The following is an 18,010-nucleotide window of genomic DNA, read 5'->3' as shown; positions in this document are numbered from 1 at the left end:
ACCGCGTTACGTTGGGCTTTCGGGTCTTCGCGTAAATATTGCCAAACCGCCTCCGCTCTGGCTTGACAAGGTTTTAAAACCATCCGTAAACTCTTTTAAGTGGGAATTTGTGGAGGAAAGTGGTGATTAGGGTCATAGAGGGGTAGATCGGTCATGTTTCGTGGCGCGACGATGGTTAACCTCGACAGCAAAGGGCGACTTGCCGTACCCACCCGTTACCGGGATTTGCTGAGCGAAGAATCGCAAGGTCAAATGGTGTGTACCATAGACCTCCATCACCCCTGCCTCCTCCTTTACACCCTTCCCGAGTGGGAAATTATCGAACGTAAATTGTCCCGTCTGTCGAGTATGAACCCCGTTGAGCGCCGTATTCAGCGCCTGTTACTGGGACATGCAAGTGAATGTCAGATGGATAACGCCGGGCGTCTGTTGATTGCCACTACGCTGCGTCAGCACGCCGGGCTCGCAAAAGAAGTGATGCTGGTTGGGCAGTTCAACAAGTTTGAACTGTGGGATGAACAGACCTGGTATCAACAAGTTAAGGAAGACATAGACGCTGAACAATCGTCTCAGGAACCACTCTCTGACCGATTACAGGACTTGTCATTATAAGCATGGTTGAAAACTACAAACACACTTCCGTCTTGCTGGATGAAGCCGTCAACGGCCTGAACATCCGCCAGGACGGCATTTACATAGACGGAACCTTTGGCCGCGGTGGCCACTCACGTCTGATTTTGTCACAGCTTGGCCCGCAAGGTCGCCTGCTGGCGATCGACCGCGATCCGCAGGCAATTAAAGCCGCAGAATCTATTGATGACGCGCGTTTTTCTATCGTTCACGGACCTTTCTCCGACCTCGCTAACTACGTTCGCGAACGCGGTCTGGAAGGTAAGATCGACGGCGTACTGCTGGATTTAGGTGTTTCCTCGCCGCAGCTTGATGATGCGGAACGTGGTTTCTCCTTTATGCGTGACGGACCTCTGGATATGCGCATGGATCCGACGCGTGGTTACTCAGCGGCCGAATGGCTGATGAAAGCGGAAGAAGAAGACATCATCTGGGTATTGAAAACGTTTGGTGAAGAGCGTTTTGCAAAACGCATTGCGCGCGCGATTGTCGAGCGTAACCGCGAATTGCCAATGACGCGTACAAAAGAACTGGCTGATTTGATTGCGAACGCCTCGCCATTTCGTGAGAAGCATAAGCATCCGGCGACACGCAGCTTCCAGGCGATTCGTATCTACATCAACAGTGAGCTGGAAGAAATCGAACGTGCGCTGGATGGCGCGCTGGAAATTCTGGCACCGGCAGGGCGTTTATCCGTGATCAGCTTCCACTCACTGGAAGACCGCATCGTGAAACGCTTTATCCGTCAGCACAGCCGTGGCGCTCAGGTGCCGGCCGGTATTCCGATGACAGAAGCGCAGATCGCGGAACTTGGCGGACGCTCATTAAAATCAGTGGGAAAAATGATGCCTTCCGATGCGGAAGTGTCAGAAAACCCGCGGGCACGCAGTTCAGTCCTGCGTTTTGCTGAGAGAACGGCATCGTGATTGGCAATGAACGCCACGGTTTAGTGGGGGTCATTGCCAGCGACATTTTGCGCAATGGCAAGATCCCGATGATTTTGCTGATTGCCGTTTTGATCAGCGCCATCTTCGTTGTCACCACTGCGCACCGTACGCGTTTACTGACGGCACAGCGGGAACAGTTAGTACTGGAAAGGGATGCGCTGGACATTGAGTGGCGCAACCTGATCCTCGAAGAGAATGCCCTTGGCGATCACAGCCGGGTAGAACGCATCGCAACGGAGAAATTGCAGATGCAACATGTTGATCCATCTCAAGAAACTATTGTGGTTCAACCTTAAAATGTGCACGGAGGATACAGGCAGCTAATGAAAGCAACACGCACCGCGAAGTTAAAGCGTCCCGAAGATCAAGCCAGCTTTATCAGCTGGCGTTTTGCGTTGTTGTGCGCCTGTATTTTACTTGCCCTGCTGGGCCTGATGTTGCGGGTGGCTTATCTTCAGGTGATAAACCCGGATAAGCTGGTGAAAGAAGGGGATTTACGTTCCCTGCGCGTTCAAACCATTCCGACATCCCGTGGGATGATCACCGACCGCTCAGGACGGCCTCTGGCGGTCAGCGTGCCTGTAAATGCGATTTGGGCCGATCCGAAAGAGATTAACGATCGCGGTGGCATCACGGTCGACACAAAGTGGAAAGCACTCGCCGATGCGCTCAACATGCCACTCGATCAGCTGTCTGCCCGCATCAACGCCAATCCCAAAGGCCGCTTCGTTTATCTCGCCCGTCAGATCAACCCTTCCGTTGGCGAATACATTCGCAAACTCAAACTGCCAGGGATTTCACTGCGTCAGGAGTCCCGTCGTTACTACCCGGCCGGACAGGTGACATCGCACGTCATTGGCGTCACTAACATCGATGGCGAAGGCATTGAAGGCGTTGAGAAAAGTTTTGACCGCTGGCTGACCGGAAAGCCGGGCGAGCGCACCATCCGTAAAGACCGCTTTGGGCGAGTCATTGAAGACATTTCCTCCGTTGACAGCCAGGCAGCGCACAATCTGGCGCTGAGCATCGACGAACGTTTGCAGGCACTGGTGTATCGCGAACTCAATAACGCCGTGGCCTTTAACAAAGCCGAATCAGGCACTGCGGTGTTGGTCGATGTACAAACCGGCGAAGTGCTGGCGATGGCCAACAGCCCGTCTTACAACCCAAATAACATGCCGAACACGCCGAAAGACGTGATGCGTAACCGCGCCATCACCGACATCTTCGAGCCGGGTTCCACCGTCAAACCAATGGTGGTGATGACGGCGCTGAAAAATGGCGTCGTGCGCGAGAACAGTGTGCTGAACACCGTGCCGTATCGAATCAACGGTCATGAGATTAAAGATGTGGCCCGTTACGCGGAGCTGTCCGTGACGGGTATCTTGCAGAAGTCGAGTAACGTCGGTGTTTCACGACTGGCGTTGTCGATGCCGTCCGCAGAGCTGGTAGACACTTACTCGCGATTCGGATTGGGAAAACCGACCAATTTGGGACTGGTTGGAGAAAGCAGTGGCTTATACCCTAAAAAACAACGGTGGTCTGACATAGAGAGGGCCACCTTCTCTTTCGGCTACGGGCTAATGGTGACACCTCTCCAGCTAGCGCGAGTCTACGCAACGATTGGCAGCATGGGCATTTATCGTCCGCTGTCGATAACAAAAGTTGATCCGCCTGTCTCCGGCGAACGCATCTTCCCTGAACCGATTGTCCGCACCGTCGTGCATATGATGGAAAGCGTCGCACTGCCCGGCGGTGGTGGCGTGAAAGCGGCGATCAAGGGTTATCGCATTGCGATTAAAACCGGTACCGCGAAGAAAGTCGGTCCCGATGGTAAGTACGTGAACAAATACATTGCCTACACCGCAGGCGTTGCACCGGCAAGCAATCCGAGATTTGCGCTGGTGGTGGTTATCAACGATCCGCAGGCAGGGAAGTATTACGGTGGGGCCGTTTCCGCACCTGTGTTTGGCGCGATCATGGGCGGCGTATTGCGCACCATGAACATCGAACCGGATGCGCTGACTGCCGATGAAAATGCAGACATAGTGAATAATCAAAAAGAGGCTTCAGGTGGCAGATCGTAATTTGCGCGACCTATTAGCGCCCTGGGTGAGTGATGCCCCGGCAGTAGCGCTAAAAGACATGATTTTAGACAGCCGCGTGGCGGCTGCCGGAGATCTGTTCGTCGCGATTTCAGGCCATACCAGCGACGGGCGTCGTTTTATTCCCCAGGCAATTGCCCAGGGCGTCGCTGCCGTTGTGGCCGAAGCAAAGGGTGAACAAGAACACGGAACGGTTAGCCAGATGCATGGCGTGCCGGTGATTTACCTCGAGAATCTCAATGTGTTGCTGTCCGAACTGGCAGGGCATTTTTACCATCAGCCGGGTCAGGCCTTACGTCTGATCGGTGTCACCGGCACCAACGGCAAAACTACTACCACGCAGCTGCTGGCGCAGTGGAGTCAGTTGCTCGGTGAAACCAGCGCCGTGATGGGTACCGTCGGCAATGGTTTGCTCGATAAAGTGGTACCGGCGGAAAATACCACCGGTTCTGCAGTACAGGTTCAGCATATTCTGGCGGATTTAGTACAGCAGGGCGCCACTTTCGCTGCGATGGAAGTTTCTTCCCACGGTCTGGTTCAGCACCGCGTTGCCGCGCTGCCATTTGCCGCCGCAGCCTTCACCAACCTGAGCCGCGATCACCTGGATTATCACGGTGACATGCAGAGCTACGAAGACGCCAAATGGCAGCTCTTCTCCTCGCATCAGGTCGGCCAAAAAATTATCAATGCTGACGACGAAGTCGGGTTGCGTTGGCTGGCGAAAACCCCGGATGCTATCGCCGTCACGATGGAAGACAAGATCCCGGCAGGCTGGAAAGGCCGCTGGCTGGCGGCGCGCAGCGTGAATTATCATGACAACGGCGCGACCGTAAATATCGATTCAAGCTGGGGAGAAGGCCTGCTGGAAAGCCGCCTGATGGGCGCATTCAACGTCAGCAATTTGCTGGTGGCGTTGGCGACCCTGCTTTCACAAGATTATCCGCTGGCTCAGTTGCTGGCGGTAAGTTCACAACTGCAACCGGTGTGCGGCCGCATGGAAGTATTCAATGCGCCGGGCAAACCGACCGCTGTAGTGGATTATGCTCATACGCCTGACGCGTTGGAAAAAGCGCTGGCGGCGGCACGTCTGCACTGTCGTGGCACGCTGTGGTGCGTGTTTGGTTGCGGCGGTGATCGCGACAAAGGCAAACGTCCTCTGATGGGCGGCATTGCGGAACAGTACGCCGATCGCGTGATCGTGACAGATGACAACCCTCGCAGCGAAGAGCCCCGCGCTATTGTCGCGGATATCCTTGCCGGGCTGCTGGATGCTGGCCGTGCGCAGGAAATTCATGGCCGCGCAGAGGCAGTGACCAGCGCCATTATGCAAGCCACTGAAGATGACGTTGTGCTGATCGCCGGTAAAGGCCACGAGGATTACCAGCTGGTGGGCAATCAGCGTCTCGACTATTCCGACCGCGTAACGGTTGCCCGTTTGCTGGGGGTGATCGCATGATCCGCGTTTCCCTGCAAACGTTGAGTGCGGCGCTCAATGCCGAACTTATCGGCAACGATACTCAAATCGACAGTGTCACTACAGATACCCGTCAGATTACACCGGGCTGTTTGTTCATCGCCCTGAAAGGCGAAAAATTTGATGCTCACGACTTTGCGGCCGATGCCGTTAAAGCCGGTTCAGGGGCTTTACTGGTAAGTAAGCGCTTACAGGTGGACGTGCCGCAGTTAGTGGTGGCGGATACCCGAATTGCGCTCGGCCAGCTCGGCGGCTGGGTGCGTCAGCAGGTTCCTGCCCGCGTGGTCGGCCTGACCGGTTCCTCAGGTAAAACGTCCGTGAAAGAGATGACCGCAGCGATTTTACGCGAGTGCGGCAATGTGCTCTACACCGCAGGCAACTTCAATAACGATATCGGCGTACCGCTGACGTTGCTGCGCCTGACCGCAGAACATGATTTTGCCGTCATCGAAATGGGCGCTAACCATCCGGGCGAAATCGCTTATACCACCGCACTGGCCAGGCCTGAAACGGCGCTGGTCAATAACCTGTCAGCCGCTCACCTTGAAGGTTTTGGTTCACTGGCCGGCGTTGCGCAGGCCAAGGGTGAAATTTTTGAAGGTCTGCCTGAAAACGGCACGGCGATTATTAATGCTGATAGCAACGACTGGCCGAACTGGCAGCGCAAGCTCGGCGGCAAAACCGTTTGGCGATTCTCTTCGACAAAAGATTCGGCGCAACAGAATGATGGCAGCGATTTCTTCGCAACAGACGTCAAAATCAGTCCGCTGAACACCGTCTTTACCCTGCATTCTCCTCAAGGCAGCATAGATGTTTCGCTGCCTGTGCCGGGCCGTCACAATATTGCTAACGCGATGGCTGCGGCCGCGCTGGCGCTGTCGGTCGGCGCTTCACTCGAAAATGTTCGCGCCGGTCTGACGACTCTGCAATCGGTCAAAGGCCGCTTGTTCCCGATCGCACTTTGCGACGGTAAAACGCTGCTCGATGACAGCTACAACGCCAACGTTGGTTCGATGACCGCCGCCGCGCAAGTGCTGGCAGAAATGCCGGGCTATCGCGTAATGGCCGTTGGCGACATGGCGGAACTGGGCGCACAAAGCGAAGCGTGTCACCGCGAGGTGGGCGAAGCGATTCGTGCAGCCGGGATCGACAAAGTTTTCAGTATTGGCCACGACAGCCGCATCATTAGTGATGTCAGCGGGTGTGGTGAGCATTTAGCGGATAAGGCAGCCCTGACGGCGCGCCTGACGAGCTTACTGTCTGAACATGCGGTAATTACCGTTTTAATTAAAGGTTCACGTAGTGCCGCAATGGAGCAGGTAGTACGCGCGTTACAGGAGAATGCAACATGTTAGTTTGGCTGGCAGAACACTTGGTCAAATATTATTCCGGATTCAACGTCTTTTCCTATCTGACGTTTCGCGCCATTGTCAGCCTGCTGACTGCATTGTTCCTGTCATTGTGGATTGGTCCGCGGATGATTGCCCGTCTGCAAAAAATGTCATTCGGTCAGGTTGTGCGTAACGACGGCCCGGAATCACATTTTAGTAAACGCGGCACGCCAACCATGGGCGGGCTGATGATCCTGGCCTCCATTACCATTTCGGTGCTGATGTGGGCGTATCCCTCGAACCCGTATGTCTGGTGCGTGCTGTTCGTGCTGATCGGCTACGGCATCGTCGGTTTCATTGATGATTACCGCAAAGTGGTGCGTAAAGACACCAAAGGGTTAATCGCCCGCTGGAAATACTTCTGGCAGTCCGTGATTGCACTGGCCGCCGCTTTCACTATGTACGCCATCGGTAAAGACACCCCGGCGACAGAGCTGGTGGTGCCGTTCTTCAAAGACGTCATGCCGCAGCTGGGCCTGCTGTACATACTGCTGAGCTACTTCGTGATTGTGGGTACCAGTAACGCCGTCAATCTGACCGATGGTCTGGACGGGCTGGCGATTATGCCCACTGTGTTCGTCGCCGGTGGCTTTGCGCTGGTGGCCTGGGCGACAGGTAACATGAATTTCGCCAGCTACCTGCACATTCCTTATCTGCGCCACGCGGGGGAACTGGTGATCGTATGTACCGCGATTGTCGGTGCCGGTCTCGGATTCCTGTGGTTTAACACCTATCCGGCTCAGGTCTTCATGGGTGACGTCGGTTCTCTGGCCTTGGGCGGCGCACTGGGTACCATCGCCGTCCTGCTGCGTCAGGAGTTCTTACTGGTGATTATGGGCGGTGTATTCGTGGTCGAAACACTGTCGGTGATCCTGCAAGTCGGGTCCTTTAAGTTACGTGGGCAGCGCATCTTCCGTATGGCGCCAATCCATCATCACTACGAACTTAAAGGCTGGCCGGAACCGCGCGTCATTGTGCGCTTCTGGATTATTTCGCTGATGCTGGTGCTGATCGGCCTTGCAACGCTGAAGGTACGTTAACTATGGCTGACTATCAGGGTAAAAAAGTCGTCATCATCGGGCTGGGGCTGACCGGCCTCTCTTGTGTTGATTTCTTTGTGGCACGGGGCGTGACGCCGCGTGTTATGGATACCCGCGTTAGCCCGTCAGGACTGGACAAGCTTGCGGATAATATTGAGCGTCATCTTGGTTCACTCAATGAAGAGTGGTTGCTGGATGCGGATCTGATCGTTGCCAGTCCGGGCATCGCACTGGCAACGCCTGCGCTGAGCGCCGCTGCTGAAGCCGGTGTGGAAATTGTCGGCGATATCGAGCTGTTTTGCCGTGAAACCCAGACACCGATTGTGGCGATCACCGGTTCAAACGGCAAAAGCACAGTAACCATGCTGGTCGGTGAAATGGCGAAAGCCGCCGGATGGCGTGTCGGCGTAGGCGGCAATATCGGTCTGCCCGTACTGAACATGTTGGATCACGAATACGATCTCTTCGTGCTCGAACTCTCCAGCTTCCAGCTGGAAACGACAGAAAGTCTGCAAGCCGCTGCGGCCACCATTCTGAACGTGACTGAGGACCACATGGATCGCTATCCGTTTGGTCTGCAACAGTACCGTGCGGCCAAATTAAAAGTGTATGAGAACGCCGCGCTTTGCGTGGTGAATGCTGATGATGCACTGACCATGCCGGTACGCGGGGCTGATAAGCGTTGTGTGAGCTTTGGGGTGGATGTGGGGGATTATCACCTGACCCGCCAGCAGGATGATATCTGGCTGCGCGTGCGCGGTGAGAAAGTCCTGAATACCAATGAGATGCCGCTGACCGGCCGTCACAACTATACCAATGCGCTGGCGGCTTTGGCGCTGGCGGATGCCGTCGGTGTTCCTCATGCTTCCAGCCTGAAAGCGCTGACCACCTTTACCGGCCTGGCACATCGTTTTCAGATAGCCTGGCAACACAACGGTGTGCGCTGGATTAACGATTCCAAGGCAACCAACGTTGGCAGCACTGAAGCGGCACTCAATGGTCTGCACGTCGAGGGCACGCTGCACCTGTTACTGGGCGGCGACGGCAAATCTGCTGATTTCTCCCCGCTGACGCGTTATTTGCAGGGCGAGAAACTCCGCGTTTACTGCTTTGGCCGTGACGGGGCTGAACTGGCAGAGCTGCGCCCGGAAGTATCTTCTCTGTTTGAAACAATGGAGCAGGCGATGCGAGAAATCAGTTCACATCTGGCTTCCGGCGACATGGTGCTCCTGTCTCCCGCCTGTGCGAGTCTCGATCAGTTCCGCAGTTTTGAACACCGTGGTGATGTCTTCACTGCGCTGGCGAAGGAGCTTGGCTGATGCGGATCCGTATGCCGGGGCTGGGTCTCGTCAGAAAATTTAACGACTGGGTGATGGGTGCCAGAGAAAACGACACCGTCACGCTGGTGCTGTATGACCGCACGCTGCTGTGGCTGACCTTTGGTCTGGCGATTGTGGGTTTTGTGATGGTGACGTCAGCCTCGATGCCGATTGGTCAGCGTCTGGCGGATGACCCGTTCCTGTTCGCCAAGCGTGATGCGATTTATCTCGCGCTGGCTTTTGGAATGTCGCTGGTGACACTGCGTGTGCCGATGGCGGTGTGGCAGAAATACAGCAACGTACTGCTGTTGCTCTCGGTGGTGATGCTGCTGGTGGTGTTGGTGGTCGGCAGCTCGGTCAACGGGGCATCGCGCTGGATTTCCTTCGGCCCGCTGCGTATTCAGCCCGCCGAGTTTTCCAAACTGTCGCTGTTTTGCTACCTCGCCAGCTATCTGGTGCGCAAGGTGGATGAAGTCCGCAGTAACTTCTGGGGCTTCTGTAAGCCGATGGGCGTGATGGTCGTGCTGGCGGTGTTACTGCTGGCGCAGCCTGACCTCGGTACGGTGGTTGTACTGTTTATTACCACGCTGGCGATGCTGTTTCTGGCGGGGGCGAAAATGTGGCAGTTCCTGGCCATCATCGGCTCCGGTGCGTTTGCGGTTGTACTGCTGATTATCGCCGAACCGTACCGTATGCGCCGTGTGACTTCCTTCTGGAATCCGTGGGCCGATCCGTTCGGCAGCGGCTACCAGTTAACCCAGTCACTGATGGCGTTTGGCCGCGGTGAGTTCTGGGGGCAGGGATTAGGTAACTCTGTGCAAAAGCTCGAGTATTTACCGGAAGCGCATACCGATTTTATCTTCTCGATTTTAGGCGAGGAACTGGGGTATTTCGGTGTGGTTTTAGCCCTGTTGATGGTATTCTTCGTCGCTTTTCGTGCGATGTCCATTGGACGTCGTGCATTAGAGCTCGATCAGCGATTTTCCGGCTTTTTGGCCTGCTCAATTGGCGTGTGGTTTAGCTTCCAGGCGCTGGTTAACGTTGGGGCCGCAGCGGGGATGTTGCCGACCAAAGGTTTGACCTTGCCGCTCATCAGTTACGGTGGTTCGAGCCTGATCATTATGTCGACGGCAATCGTGTTATTGCTGCGAGTGGATTTCGAAACGCGGCTGGCAAAAGCCCAGGCGTTTGTAAGGAGTGCCCGATGAGTGGCAATACCCGGCGTTTAATGGTGATGGCAGGCGGTACCGGTGGGCACGTTTTCCCCGGACTGGCCGTGGCACATCATCTGATGGATCAAGGCTGGGAAGTTCGCTGGCTGGGTACCGCAGATCGTATGGAAGCCGACCTGGTTCCTAAAAACGGCATTGAGATTGATTTCATTAAAATCTCAGGATTACGTGGGAAAGGTCTGAAAGCGCAACTCACTGCCCCGATTCGCATATATCATGCGTGGCGCCAGGCAAAAGCCATCATGAAGCGTTTCCAGCCTGATGTGGTGTTAGGCATGGGCGGGTACGTTTCCGGCCCCGGCGGCTTAGCAGCGTGGTCACTGGGCATTCCGGTGGTTTTGCATGAGCAAAATGGTATTGCCGGCATGACCAACCGGGGTTTGTCGCACATTGCCAAAAAAGTGTTGCAGGCGTTTCCCGGCGCATTCCCGAATGCTGACGTGGTGGGTAACCCGGTGCGTACCGATGTACTGGCGCTCGAATTGCCGGAAACTCGTCTCGCCGGGCGCGAAGGCCCTATCCGGGTTCTGGTCATTGGCGGGAGTCAGGGCGCGCGGGTGCTGAACCAGAGCATGCCGGACGTGGCGGCGCTGATGGGCGATAAAATCACGCTGTGGCATCAGGTGGGTAAAGGTGCACTGGAGTCCGTCAATCAGGCTTATGAAAAAGTCGGCCAGAAGCAGCATAAAGTGACCGAGTTTATTGATGATATGGCGCAGGCGTATGCCTGGGCGGATGTGGTGGTCTGTCGTTCCGGGGCGTTAACGGTCAGCGAAATCGCTGCCGCAGGTTTACCGGCGATATTCGTCCCTTTCCAGCATAAAGACCGCCAGCAGTACTGGAATGCGTTGCCGCTGGAAAAAGCCGGTGCCGCGAAGATTATCGAGCAGAAAGATTTTAGCGCTGCCGCAGTGGCTGATTTGATGGCCGTATGGGACAGAACCCATCTTATGGAAATGGCGCGTGCTGCACGCGCAGCTGCCATTCCAGATGCGACAGAGCGTGTGGCCGCCGAAGTGGTTGCCGCCAGTAAAAAATGAAATTGAACGGGCCGTGCAATGCAGGGTCCCAGCCGTAAGAAACGGATTAATCAGTAACCTGAAATAGTGAATAAAAACGTGAATACACAACAATTGGCGAAACTGCGTACCTTCGTGCCCGAGATGCATCGTGTCAGGCACATTCACTTTGTTGGCATCGGTGGTGCCGGCATGGGTGGTATCGCCGAAGTGTTGGCAAATGAAGGCTATCAGATCAGCGGTTCTGACCTGGCACCTAATGCGGTGACGCAGCAACTGACGGCGCTGGGCGCGAAGATTTATTTCAATCACCGCCCTGAGAACGTGCTGGATGCCAGCGTCGTGGTCGTTTCCACGGCCATCTCTTCCGATAATCCGGAAATCGTTGCGGCACGCGAAGCGCGAATACCTGTGATTCGCCGCGCTGAAATGCTCGCCGAGCTGATGCGTTTTCGTCACGGCATCGCTGTGGCAGGTACGCACGGTAAAACCACGACCACGGCCATGGTCACCAGTATTTATGCCGAGGCCGGACTGGATCCGACCTTTGTGAACGGTGGATTGGTGAAAGCTGCAGGCACGCACGCACGTCTGGGCTCAAGTCGCTTCCTGATTGCTGAGGCAGACGAAAGCGACGCGTCCTTCCTGCATCTGCAACCGATGGTGGCCATTGTCACCAATATCGAAGCAGACCACATGGACACGTATCAGGGTGATTTTGAAAACCTGAAACAAACGTTTGTGAATTTCCTGCATAACCTGCCGTTCTACGGACGCGCAGTGATGTGCATCGATGATCCGGTGATCAGGGAACTGATCCCTCGCGTTGGTCGTCATATCACTACCTACGGCTTCAGCGAAGACGCAGACGTGATGATTGAGAGCTACCGTCAGGAAGGCGCGCAAGGGCACTTCACTCTGCGTCGTCACGACCTGCCGCAAATAACTGTCACGCTGAACGCACCGGGCCGTCATAACGCCCTGAATGCAGCGGCAGCAGTTGCGGTTGCGACCGACGAAGGCATCTGCGACGACGCGATTTTGCGGGCGCTGGAAGGCTTCCAGGGCACCGGACGCCGTTTCGATTTCCTCGGTGAATTCCCACTGGAGAATGTGAACGGCAAATCCGGCAGCGCCATGCTGGTTGATGACTACGGTCACCATCCGACAGAAGTGGACGCCACTGTAAAAGCGGCACGCGCAGGCTGGGCGAATAAACGTCTGGTGATGATTTTCCAGCCGCACCGTTACACGCGTACCCGCGATTTATACGATGATTTCGCCAACGTGTTGTCACAGGTCGATGTGCTGATCATGCTCGATGTTTACCCGGCTGGCGAAACGCCGATTCCGGGCGCAGACAGCCGCTCGCTGTGCCGCACCATTCGCGCACGTGGCAAGCTGGATCCCATTTTGGTTTCTGATATTGACGCTGTGCCTGAAAGTCTGGCGCAGATCCTCGAAGGGGACGATTTAGTCCTGGTTCAGGGCGCCGGTACCATCGGCAAAGTGGCCCGCAAATTGGCTGATCAAAAGTTGCAGCCAGTGAAGAAAGGTGAAGAACATCATGTCTGAGAAAGTAGCAGTTTTATTTGGTGGTACTTCCGCAGAACGCGATGTGTCATTACAGTCTGGCGCTGCCGTGCTGGCAGGCTTACGTGAGTCTGGCGTGGATGCTCACGGCATTGATACTAAAACAGTTAACGTCGCGCTGCTTAAAGAGCAGGGCTTCAGCAAAGTCTTTATCGCGCTGCACGGTCGCGGTGGTGAAGACGGCACGATGCAGGGCATGCTCGAGCAAATCGGCCTGCCGTATACCGGCAGCGGCGTGATGGCTTCCGCCCTGACCATGGACAAATTCCGCACCAAACTGGTGTGGCAGGCGCTGGGTTTACCCGTTGCCCCGTTCGTGGCGTTGCATCGTTCACAAACTGAAGAAGCAGGGCAGGGCGCTCTGGCAGCGAAAATCGCGGCATTGGGTTTACCGGTGATCGTCAAGCCAAGTCGCGAAGGCTCCAGCGTTGGCATGAGCAAAGTGACAACCGAACAGGAGTTGTTACCGGCCCTGCAGGAAGGCTTCCGTCATGATGATAACGTCCTGGTGGAAAAATGGCTGAGCGGCCCGGAATACACCGTCGCTATCGTGGGTGAACAGGTGATGCCTTCGATCCGTATTCAGCCTGCCGGAACATTTTATGACTATCAGGCAAAATATCTGTCTGATGAAACACAGTATTTCTGCCCAAGTGGTTTAAGTCAGACGCAGGAAGAAGAGTTGTCCGCTCTGGCATTACAGGCTTATCAGGCGCTCGATTGCAGCGGTTGGGGACGCGTTGATGTCATGCAGGATGGCGACGGCAGCTTTAATCTGCTGGAAGCCAATACGTCGCCGGGCATGACCAGCCACAGTCTGGTACCGATGGCGGCGAAAAATGCCGGGCTGAGCTTCCCGCAATTGGTTTTCCGTATTCTGGAACTGGCTGACTGATATGTCTCAAGCCGCCCTGAATACCCGAGAGCGAGAGACGGCCGAGAGCAATAACGGCGGCCGTCGCAGTAACGGCGGCCAGTTGGCAGGGATCGTGTTTCTGCTGCTGGTCGCAGGCACCATCTTATGGAGTGCATGGGCCGTTGTTATCTGGATGCAGGATGCAAACCGGCTGCCTTTATCGCAGCTGGTGGTGACCGGCGAGCGCCATTACACCACTAACGACGATATTCGTCAGGCGATCCTGTCCTTAGGGGCGCCGGGCACGTTCATGACGCAGGATGTGAATATCATCCAGCAACAGATTGAACGTTTGCCGTGGATTAAGCAGGCCAGCGTACGCAAGCAATGGCCGAATGAACTGAAGATACATCTGGTGGAGTATGTGCCGGTTGCACACTGGAATGATTTGCATATGGTCGATGCCGACGGCAAGTCATTCAGCATACCCGCCGAGCGCGTAGTGAATCAGAAAATGCCGTTGCTCTATGGTCCGGAAGGCAGCGAACAGGATGTTTTGCAAGGCTATCAAACGATGAGTCAGGCGCTGGCCGCCGGCAAGTTCACGTTGAAAGCCGTGGCAATGAGTGCTCGTCACTCGTGGCAGTTAACTCTGGATAATGATGTTCGGCTGGAGTTGGGGAGAGATGACCGGATGGGGCGTTTACAACGTTTTATCGAGCTTTATCCGAGATTCCAGCAACAGGCCGACGCCGATAAAAAACGCATCACTTATGTCGATTTACGTTATGACAGCGGTGCGTCAGTCGGCTGGGCGCCGGAGTTTATTGACCAGCAAAACAGTAATCAGCAACAGAATCAGGCACAGGCTAAACAACAATGATCAAGTCGACGGACAGAAAACTGGTAGTTGGGCTGGAAATCGGTACTGCAAAAGTCGCCGCATTGGTGGGTGAAGTCCTGCCCGATGGCATGGTCAACATTATCGGCGTGGGCAGTTGCCCATCCCGTGGCATGGATAAGGGTGGCGTTAACGATCTGGAATCGGTGGTGAAATGCGTTCAGCGCGCCATCGATCAGGCCGAACTGATGGCTGATTGTCAGATTTCCTCTGTTTACCTCGCTTTATCTGGTAAACATATCAGTTGTCAGAATGAAATAGGGATGGTTCCTATTTCAGAAGAGGAAGTGACGCAGGAAGATGTAGAGAACGTTGTGCACACTGCCAAGTCGGTGCGTGTGCGTGATGAGCATCGTGTGCTTCACGTTATTCCTCAGGAATATGCCATCGATTATCAGGAAGGCATTAAAAATCCGGTGGGGTTATCCGGCGTGCGTATGCAGGCCAAAGTTCACCTGATTACCTGCCATAACGATATGGCGAAGAACATTGTTAAAGCGGTTGAACGATGCGGTCTGAAAGTTGACCAACTGATTTTCGCCGGTCTCGCGGCCAGTTATGCCGTTCTGACTGAAGATGAACGCGAATTAGGTGTCTGTGTCGTCGATATTGGTGGCGGAACCATGGATATCGCTGTTTATACCGGTGGCGCACTGCGTCATACTAAGGTTATCCCTTATGCAGGGAATGTGGTCACCAGCGATATCGCTTATGCGTTTGGTACACCACCGACCGATGCCGAAGCCATCAAGGTTCGTCACGGTTGTGCATTAGGGTCGATTGTCGGCAAAGACGAAAATGTCGAAGTGCCGAGCGTGGGCGGACGTCCGCCGCGCAGTCTGCAACGGCAGACACTGGCTGAAGTCATCGAGCCTCGTTATACAGAATTGCTAAATCTTGTGAATGACGAAATTTTGCAATTGCAGGAGCAGTTACGTCAGCAGGGCGTAAAACATCATCTGGCCGCAGGTATCGTTTTGACAGGCGGCGCAGCACAAATTGATGGTCTGGCAGCTTGTGCGCAACGGGTATTCCATACTCAGGTGCGTATCGGGCAACCTCTGAACATCACCGGGCTGACAGATTATGCGCAGGAACCTTACTACTCAACTGCTGTAGGGCTGCTGCACTATGGTAAAGAGTCTCACCTGAGCGGTGAGGCCGAAGTGGAAAAACGCGCCTCAGTGGGCAACTGGTTCAAACGAATCAATAGCTGGCTGAGAAAAGAGTTTTAATGTTTTAACAACGGGATCATGCTTCCAAGTATTTCGATCCCGACGCGACAGGCACAAAACGGAGAGAAACTATGTTTGAACCTATGGAACTGACCAACGATGCGGTGATTAAAGTCATCGGCGTCGGCGGTGGTGGCGGTAACGCTGTCGAACACATGGTGCGCGAGCGCATCGAAGGTGTTGAATTCTTTGCCGTTAACACCGACGCTCAGGCGTTGCGTAAAACGGCAGTAGGCCAGACTATTCAGATCGGTAGCGGTATTACCAAAGGTCTGGGTGCTGGTGCGAATCCGGAAGTGGGTCGCAATTCTGCAGAAGAAGACCGTGAAGCCCTGCGTGCTGCGCTAGAAGGTGCTGACATGGTCTTTATCGCAGCGGGCATGGGTGGCGGTACCGGTACCGGTGCAGCGCCAGTGGTTGCTGAAGTCGCTAAAGATTTAGGTATTCTGACCGTCGCTGTCGTGACTAAGCCATTCAACTTTGAAGGCAAAAAACGCATGGCATTCGCGGAGCAGGGTATCGCTGAGCTGTCCAAACATGTGGACTCCCTGATCACTATCCCGAACGACAAATTGTTGAAAGTTCTGGGTCGCGGTATTTCTCTGCTGGACGCCTTCGGTGCGGCCAACGACGTGCTGAAAGGCGCGGTGCAGGGTATTGCAGAGCTGATCACCCGTCCGGGTCTGATGAACGTCGACTTCGCCGATGTGCGCACCGTGATGTCCGAAATGGGTTATGCCATGATGGGATCCGGCGTGGCTTGTGGTGAAGACCGTGCTGAAGAAGCGGCTGAAATGGCGATCTCCAGCCCGTTGCTGGAAGATATCGACCTGTCAGGTGCTCGCGGCGTTCTGGTCAACATCACTGCCGGCTTTGACCTGCGTCTGGATGAATTCGAAACCGTGGGTAACACTATCCGTGCTTTCGCTTCTGACAACGCAACCGTGGTTATCGGTACTTCCCTTGACCCGGAAATGAACGACGAATTGCGCGTAACGGTAGTGGCAACCGGTATCGGCATGGACAAACGTCCTGAGATCACTTTGGTGACCAATAAGCCAGCCAGCCAGCCTGTTATGGATCATCGCTACCAGCAGCACGGGATGTCTCCGTTGCCGCAGGAAACGAAGCCAGCTGCCAAAGTGGTTAACGATCAGAGCGCGCAATCCAATAAAGAGCCCGACTATCTGGACATCCCGGCCTTCCTGCGTAAGCAGGCAGACTAGTCCGAATTGTAGGATCTCCGCTCTTTGTGCTAAACTGTCCCGCCAACCTTAATGTACTATGAAAAGGTTGGTAGGATAGATGGATAACATTGCGAGATAAAAACGATGATCAAACAACGTACATTAAAACGTATCGTTCAGGCGACGGGCGTCGGTTTACATACCGGCAAGAAAGTCACCCTGACTCTGCGTCCTGCACCGGCCAATACCGGGGTCATCTATCGTCGCACTGACTTGAATCCACCGGTCGATTTCCCGGCAGATGCCAAATCCGTGCGTGATACCATGCTCTGTACTTGCCTGGTCAATGAGCATGACGTACGTATTTCTACGGTAGAGCACCTTAATGCGGCTCTTGCAGGCTTGGGCATCGATAACATCGTTATCGAAGTCGATGCGCCTGAAGTGCCAATTATGGATGGTAGTGCTGCACCTTTCGTCTATCTCTTGATGGATGCAGGGATTGAAGAGCTGAACTGCGCGAAGAAATTCTTGCGCATTAAACAGACTGTGCGTGTTGAAGACGGTGACAAGTGGGCCGAGTTTAAACCTTTCAATGGTTTCTCTCTGGACTTCACCATTGACTTTAAACACCCGGCGATTGATTCCAGCTCTCAGCGCTACAAAATGAATTTCTCTGCAGAAGCATTTGTTCGCCAAATCAGCCGCGCGCGCACATTTGGTTTTATGCGTGATATCGAGTACTTGCAGTCACGTGGTTTGTGCCTGGGTGGCAGCTTTGATTGTGCGATTGTTGTGGATGATTACCGCGTACTTAACGAAGATGGCCTGCGTTTTGAAGATGAGTTCGTTCGTCACAAAATGTTGGATGCTATCGGCGATCTGTTCATGTGTGGACATAACATCATTGGTGCGTTTACCGCATACAAGTCTGGCCACGCATTGAACAATAAGTTACTGCAAGCGGTATTGGCGCAGCAGGAAGCCTGGGAACTCGTTACCTTCCAGGATGAAGCTGAAGTGCCATTGGCTTTTAAAGCCCCTTCTACAGTATTGGCATAATCGGTACAGATATTACTGT

Annotated in this window: 16 protein-coding genes; all 16 read left to right on the top strand. The window is 54.6% G+C overall.

What is annotated here, in order from left to right:
* Window positions 1-153: 153 nt before the first annotated feature.
* Window positions 154-612 carry a division/cell wall cluster transcriptional repressor MraZ gene (gene mraZ / locus TU92_RS18915; RefSeq protein ID WP_112168717.1) on the top strand — a complete coding sequence of 153 codons (459 nt, stop codon included), beginning with the start codon at window positions 154-156 and terminating at the stop codon, window positions 610-612.
* A gap of 2 nt (window positions 613-614) precedes the next feature.
* Complete coding sequence (gene rsmH / locus TU92_RS18910; protein ID WP_112168716.1) at window positions 615-1,556, top strand: 16S rRNA (cytosine(1402)-N(4))-methyltransferase RsmH; 942 nt, start codon at window positions 615-617, stop codon at window positions 1,554-1,556.
* Window positions 1,553-1,873 carry a cell division protein FtsL gene (gene ftsL / locus TU92_RS18905; RefSeq protein WP_112168715.1) on the top strand — a complete coding sequence of 107 codons (321 nt, stop codon included), beginning with the start codon at window positions 1,553-1,555 and terminating at the stop codon, window positions 1,871-1,873. Before rsmH ends, ftsL begins: the two co-directional genes overlap by 4 nt.
* A gap of 27 nt (window positions 1,874-1,900) precedes the next feature.
* The gene (locus TU92_RS18900) at window positions 1,901-3,664 is read left to right on the top strand and encodes a peptidoglycan glycosyltransferase FtsI (RefSeq protein ID WP_112168714.1); all 1,764 of its coding nucleotides are present in this window, start codon (window positions 1,901-1,903) and stop codon (window positions 3,662-3,664) included.
* Complete coding sequence (murE, locus tag TU92_RS18895; protein ID WP_112168713.1) at window positions 3,651-5,138, top strand: UDP-N-acetylmuramoyl-L-alanyl-D-glutamate--2,6-diaminopimelate ligase; 1,488 nt, start codon at window positions 3,651-3,653, stop codon at window positions 5,136-5,138. Before TU92_RS18900 ends, murE begins: the two co-directional genes overlap by 14 nt.
* Window positions 5,135-6,511, top strand: a complete 1,377-nt coding sequence (gene murF, locus TU92_RS18890) for a UDP-N-acetylmuramoyl-tripeptide--D-alanyl-D-alanine ligase (RefSeq protein WP_112168712.1) — start codon at window positions 5,135-5,137, stop codon at window positions 6,509-6,511. Before murE ends, murF begins: the two co-directional genes overlap by 4 nt.
* Window positions 6,505-7,587, top strand: coding sequence for a phospho-N-acetylmuramoyl-pentapeptide-transferase (gene mraY / locus TU92_RS18885; protein WP_112168711.1), 1,083 nt, complete (start codon window positions 6,505-6,507; stop codon window positions 7,585-7,587). Before murF ends, mraY begins: the two co-directional genes overlap by 7 nt.
* 2 nt (window positions 7,588-7,589) lie before the next feature.
* Window positions 7,590-8,906, top strand: coding sequence for a UDP-N-acetylmuramoyl-L-alanine--D-glutamate ligase (gene murD / locus TU92_RS18880; RefSeq protein ID WP_112168710.1), 1,317 nt, complete (start codon window positions 7,590-7,592; stop codon window positions 8,904-8,906).
* A gap of 5 nt (window positions 8,907-8,911) precedes the next feature.
* Window positions 8,912-10,114 (top strand): cell division protein FtsW, encoded by a 1,203-nt coding sequence (gene ftsW, locus TU92_RS18875; RefSeq protein ID WP_413527961.1) that lies wholly within the window; start codon window positions 8,912-8,914, stop codon window positions 10,112-10,114.
* Complete coding sequence (gene murG / locus TU92_RS18870; protein ID WP_112168708.1) at window positions 10,111-11,178, top strand: undecaprenyldiphospho-muramoylpentapeptide beta-N-acetylglucosaminyltransferase; 1,068 nt, start codon at window positions 10,111-10,113, stop codon at window positions 11,176-11,178. Before ftsW ends, murG begins: the two co-directional genes overlap by 4 nt.
* A gap of 78 nt (window positions 11,179-11,256) precedes the next feature.
* Window positions 11,257-12,732, top strand: a complete 1,476-nt coding sequence (gene murC, locus TU92_RS18865; protein ID WP_112168738.1) for a UDP-N-acetylmuramate--L-alanine ligase — start codon at window positions 11,257-11,259, stop codon at window positions 12,730-12,732.
* Window positions 12,725-13,645, top strand: coding sequence for a D-alanine--D-alanine ligase (locus TU92_RS18860; RefSeq protein WP_112168707.1), 921 nt, complete (start codon window positions 12,725-12,727; stop codon window positions 13,643-13,645). The genes murC and TU92_RS18860 overlap by 8 nt, the downstream gene beginning before the upstream one ends.
* Before the next feature lies 1 nt (window position 13,646).
* Window positions 13,647-14,489: a cell division protein FtsQ gene (gene ftsQ, locus TU92_RS18855; RefSeq protein WP_112168706.1), complete on the top strand. Its 843-nt coding sequence runs from the start codon at window positions 13,647-13,649 to the stop codon at window positions 14,487-14,489.
* Window positions 14,486-15,742, top strand: coding sequence for a cell division protein FtsA (gene ftsA / locus TU92_RS18850; protein WP_009634688.1), 1,257 nt, complete (start codon window positions 14,486-14,488; stop codon window positions 15,740-15,742). The genes ftsQ and ftsA overlap by 4 nt, the downstream gene beginning before the upstream one ends.
* Window positions 15,743-15,813: 71 nt before the next feature.
* Window positions 15,814-16,968 carry a cell division protein FtsZ gene (gene ftsZ, locus TU92_RS18845; RefSeq protein ID WP_013577005.1) on the top strand — a complete coding sequence of 385 codons (1,155 nt, stop codon included), beginning with the start codon at window positions 15,814-15,816 and terminating at the stop codon, window positions 16,966-16,968.
* Between the two features lie 105 nt (window positions 16,969-17,073).
* A complete protein-coding gene (gene lpxC / locus TU92_RS18840; protein WP_112168705.1) occupies window positions 17,074-17,991 on the top strand; it encodes a UDP-3-O-acyl-N-acetylglucosamine deacetylase in 918 nt (305 codons plus the stop codon).
* The last annotated feature ends 19 nt before the right edge of the window (window positions 17,992-18,010 follow it).

The organism is Rahnella inusitata, from assembly GCF_003263515.1.
GTDB classification, from domain to species: domain Bacteria; phylum Pseudomonadota; class Gammaproteobacteria; order Enterobacterales; family Enterobacteriaceae; genus Rahnella; species Rahnella inusitata.
Note: the sequence above shows the minus strand (reverse complement) of the source record. Positions and strands in the feature narration are given on the sequence as shown.

What these genes read in the sequence shown, in the direction of transcription:
- ftsZ (WP_013577005.1), top strand. Translation starts at nt 15,814, where the DNA reads ATGTTTGAACCTATGGAACTGACCAACGATGCGGTGATTAAAGTCATC.
- mraZ (WP_112168717.1), top strand. Translation starts at nt 154, where the DNA reads ATGTTTCGTGGCGCGACGATGGTTAACCTCGACAGCAAAGGGCGACTT.
- rsmH (WP_112168716.1), top strand. Translation starts at nt 615, where the DNA reads ATGGTTGAAAACTACAAACACACTTCCGTCTTGCTGGATGAAGCCGTC.
- TU92_RS18860 (WP_112168707.1), top strand. Translation starts at nt 12,725, where the DNA reads ATGTCTGAGAAAGTAGCAGTTTTATTTGGTGGTACTTCCGCAGAACGC.
- lpxC (WP_112168705.1), top strand. Translation starts at nt 17,074, where the DNA reads ATGATCAAACAACGTACATTAAAACGTATCGTTCAGGCGACGGGCGTC.
- murF (WP_112168712.1), top strand. Translation starts at nt 5,135, where the DNA reads ATGATCCGCGTTTCCCTGCAAACGTTGAGTGCGGCGCTCAATGCCGAA.
- ftsA (WP_009634688.1), top strand. Translation starts at nt 14,486, where the DNA reads ATGATCAAGTCGACGGACAGAAAACTGGTAGTTGGGCTGGAAATCGGT.
- TU92_RS18900 (WP_112168714.1), top strand. Translation starts at nt 1,901, where the DNA reads ATGAAAGCAACACGCACCGCGAAGTTAAAGCGTCCCGAAGATCAAGCC.
- murG (WP_112168708.1), top strand. Translation starts at nt 10,111, where the DNA reads ATGAGTGGCAATACCCGGCGTTTAATGGTGATGGCAGGCGGTACCGGT.
- ftsQ (WP_112168706.1), top strand. Translation starts at nt 13,647, where the DNA reads ATGTCTCAAGCCGCCCTGAATACCCGAGAGCGAGAGACGGCCGAGAGC.
- mraY (WP_112168711.1), top strand. Translation starts at nt 6,505, where the DNA reads ATGTTAGTTTGGCTGGCAGAACACTTGGTCAAATATTATTCCGGATTC.
- murD (WP_112168710.1), top strand. Translation starts at nt 7,590, where the DNA reads ATGGCTGACTATCAGGGTAAAAAAGTCGTCATCATCGGGCTGGGGCTG.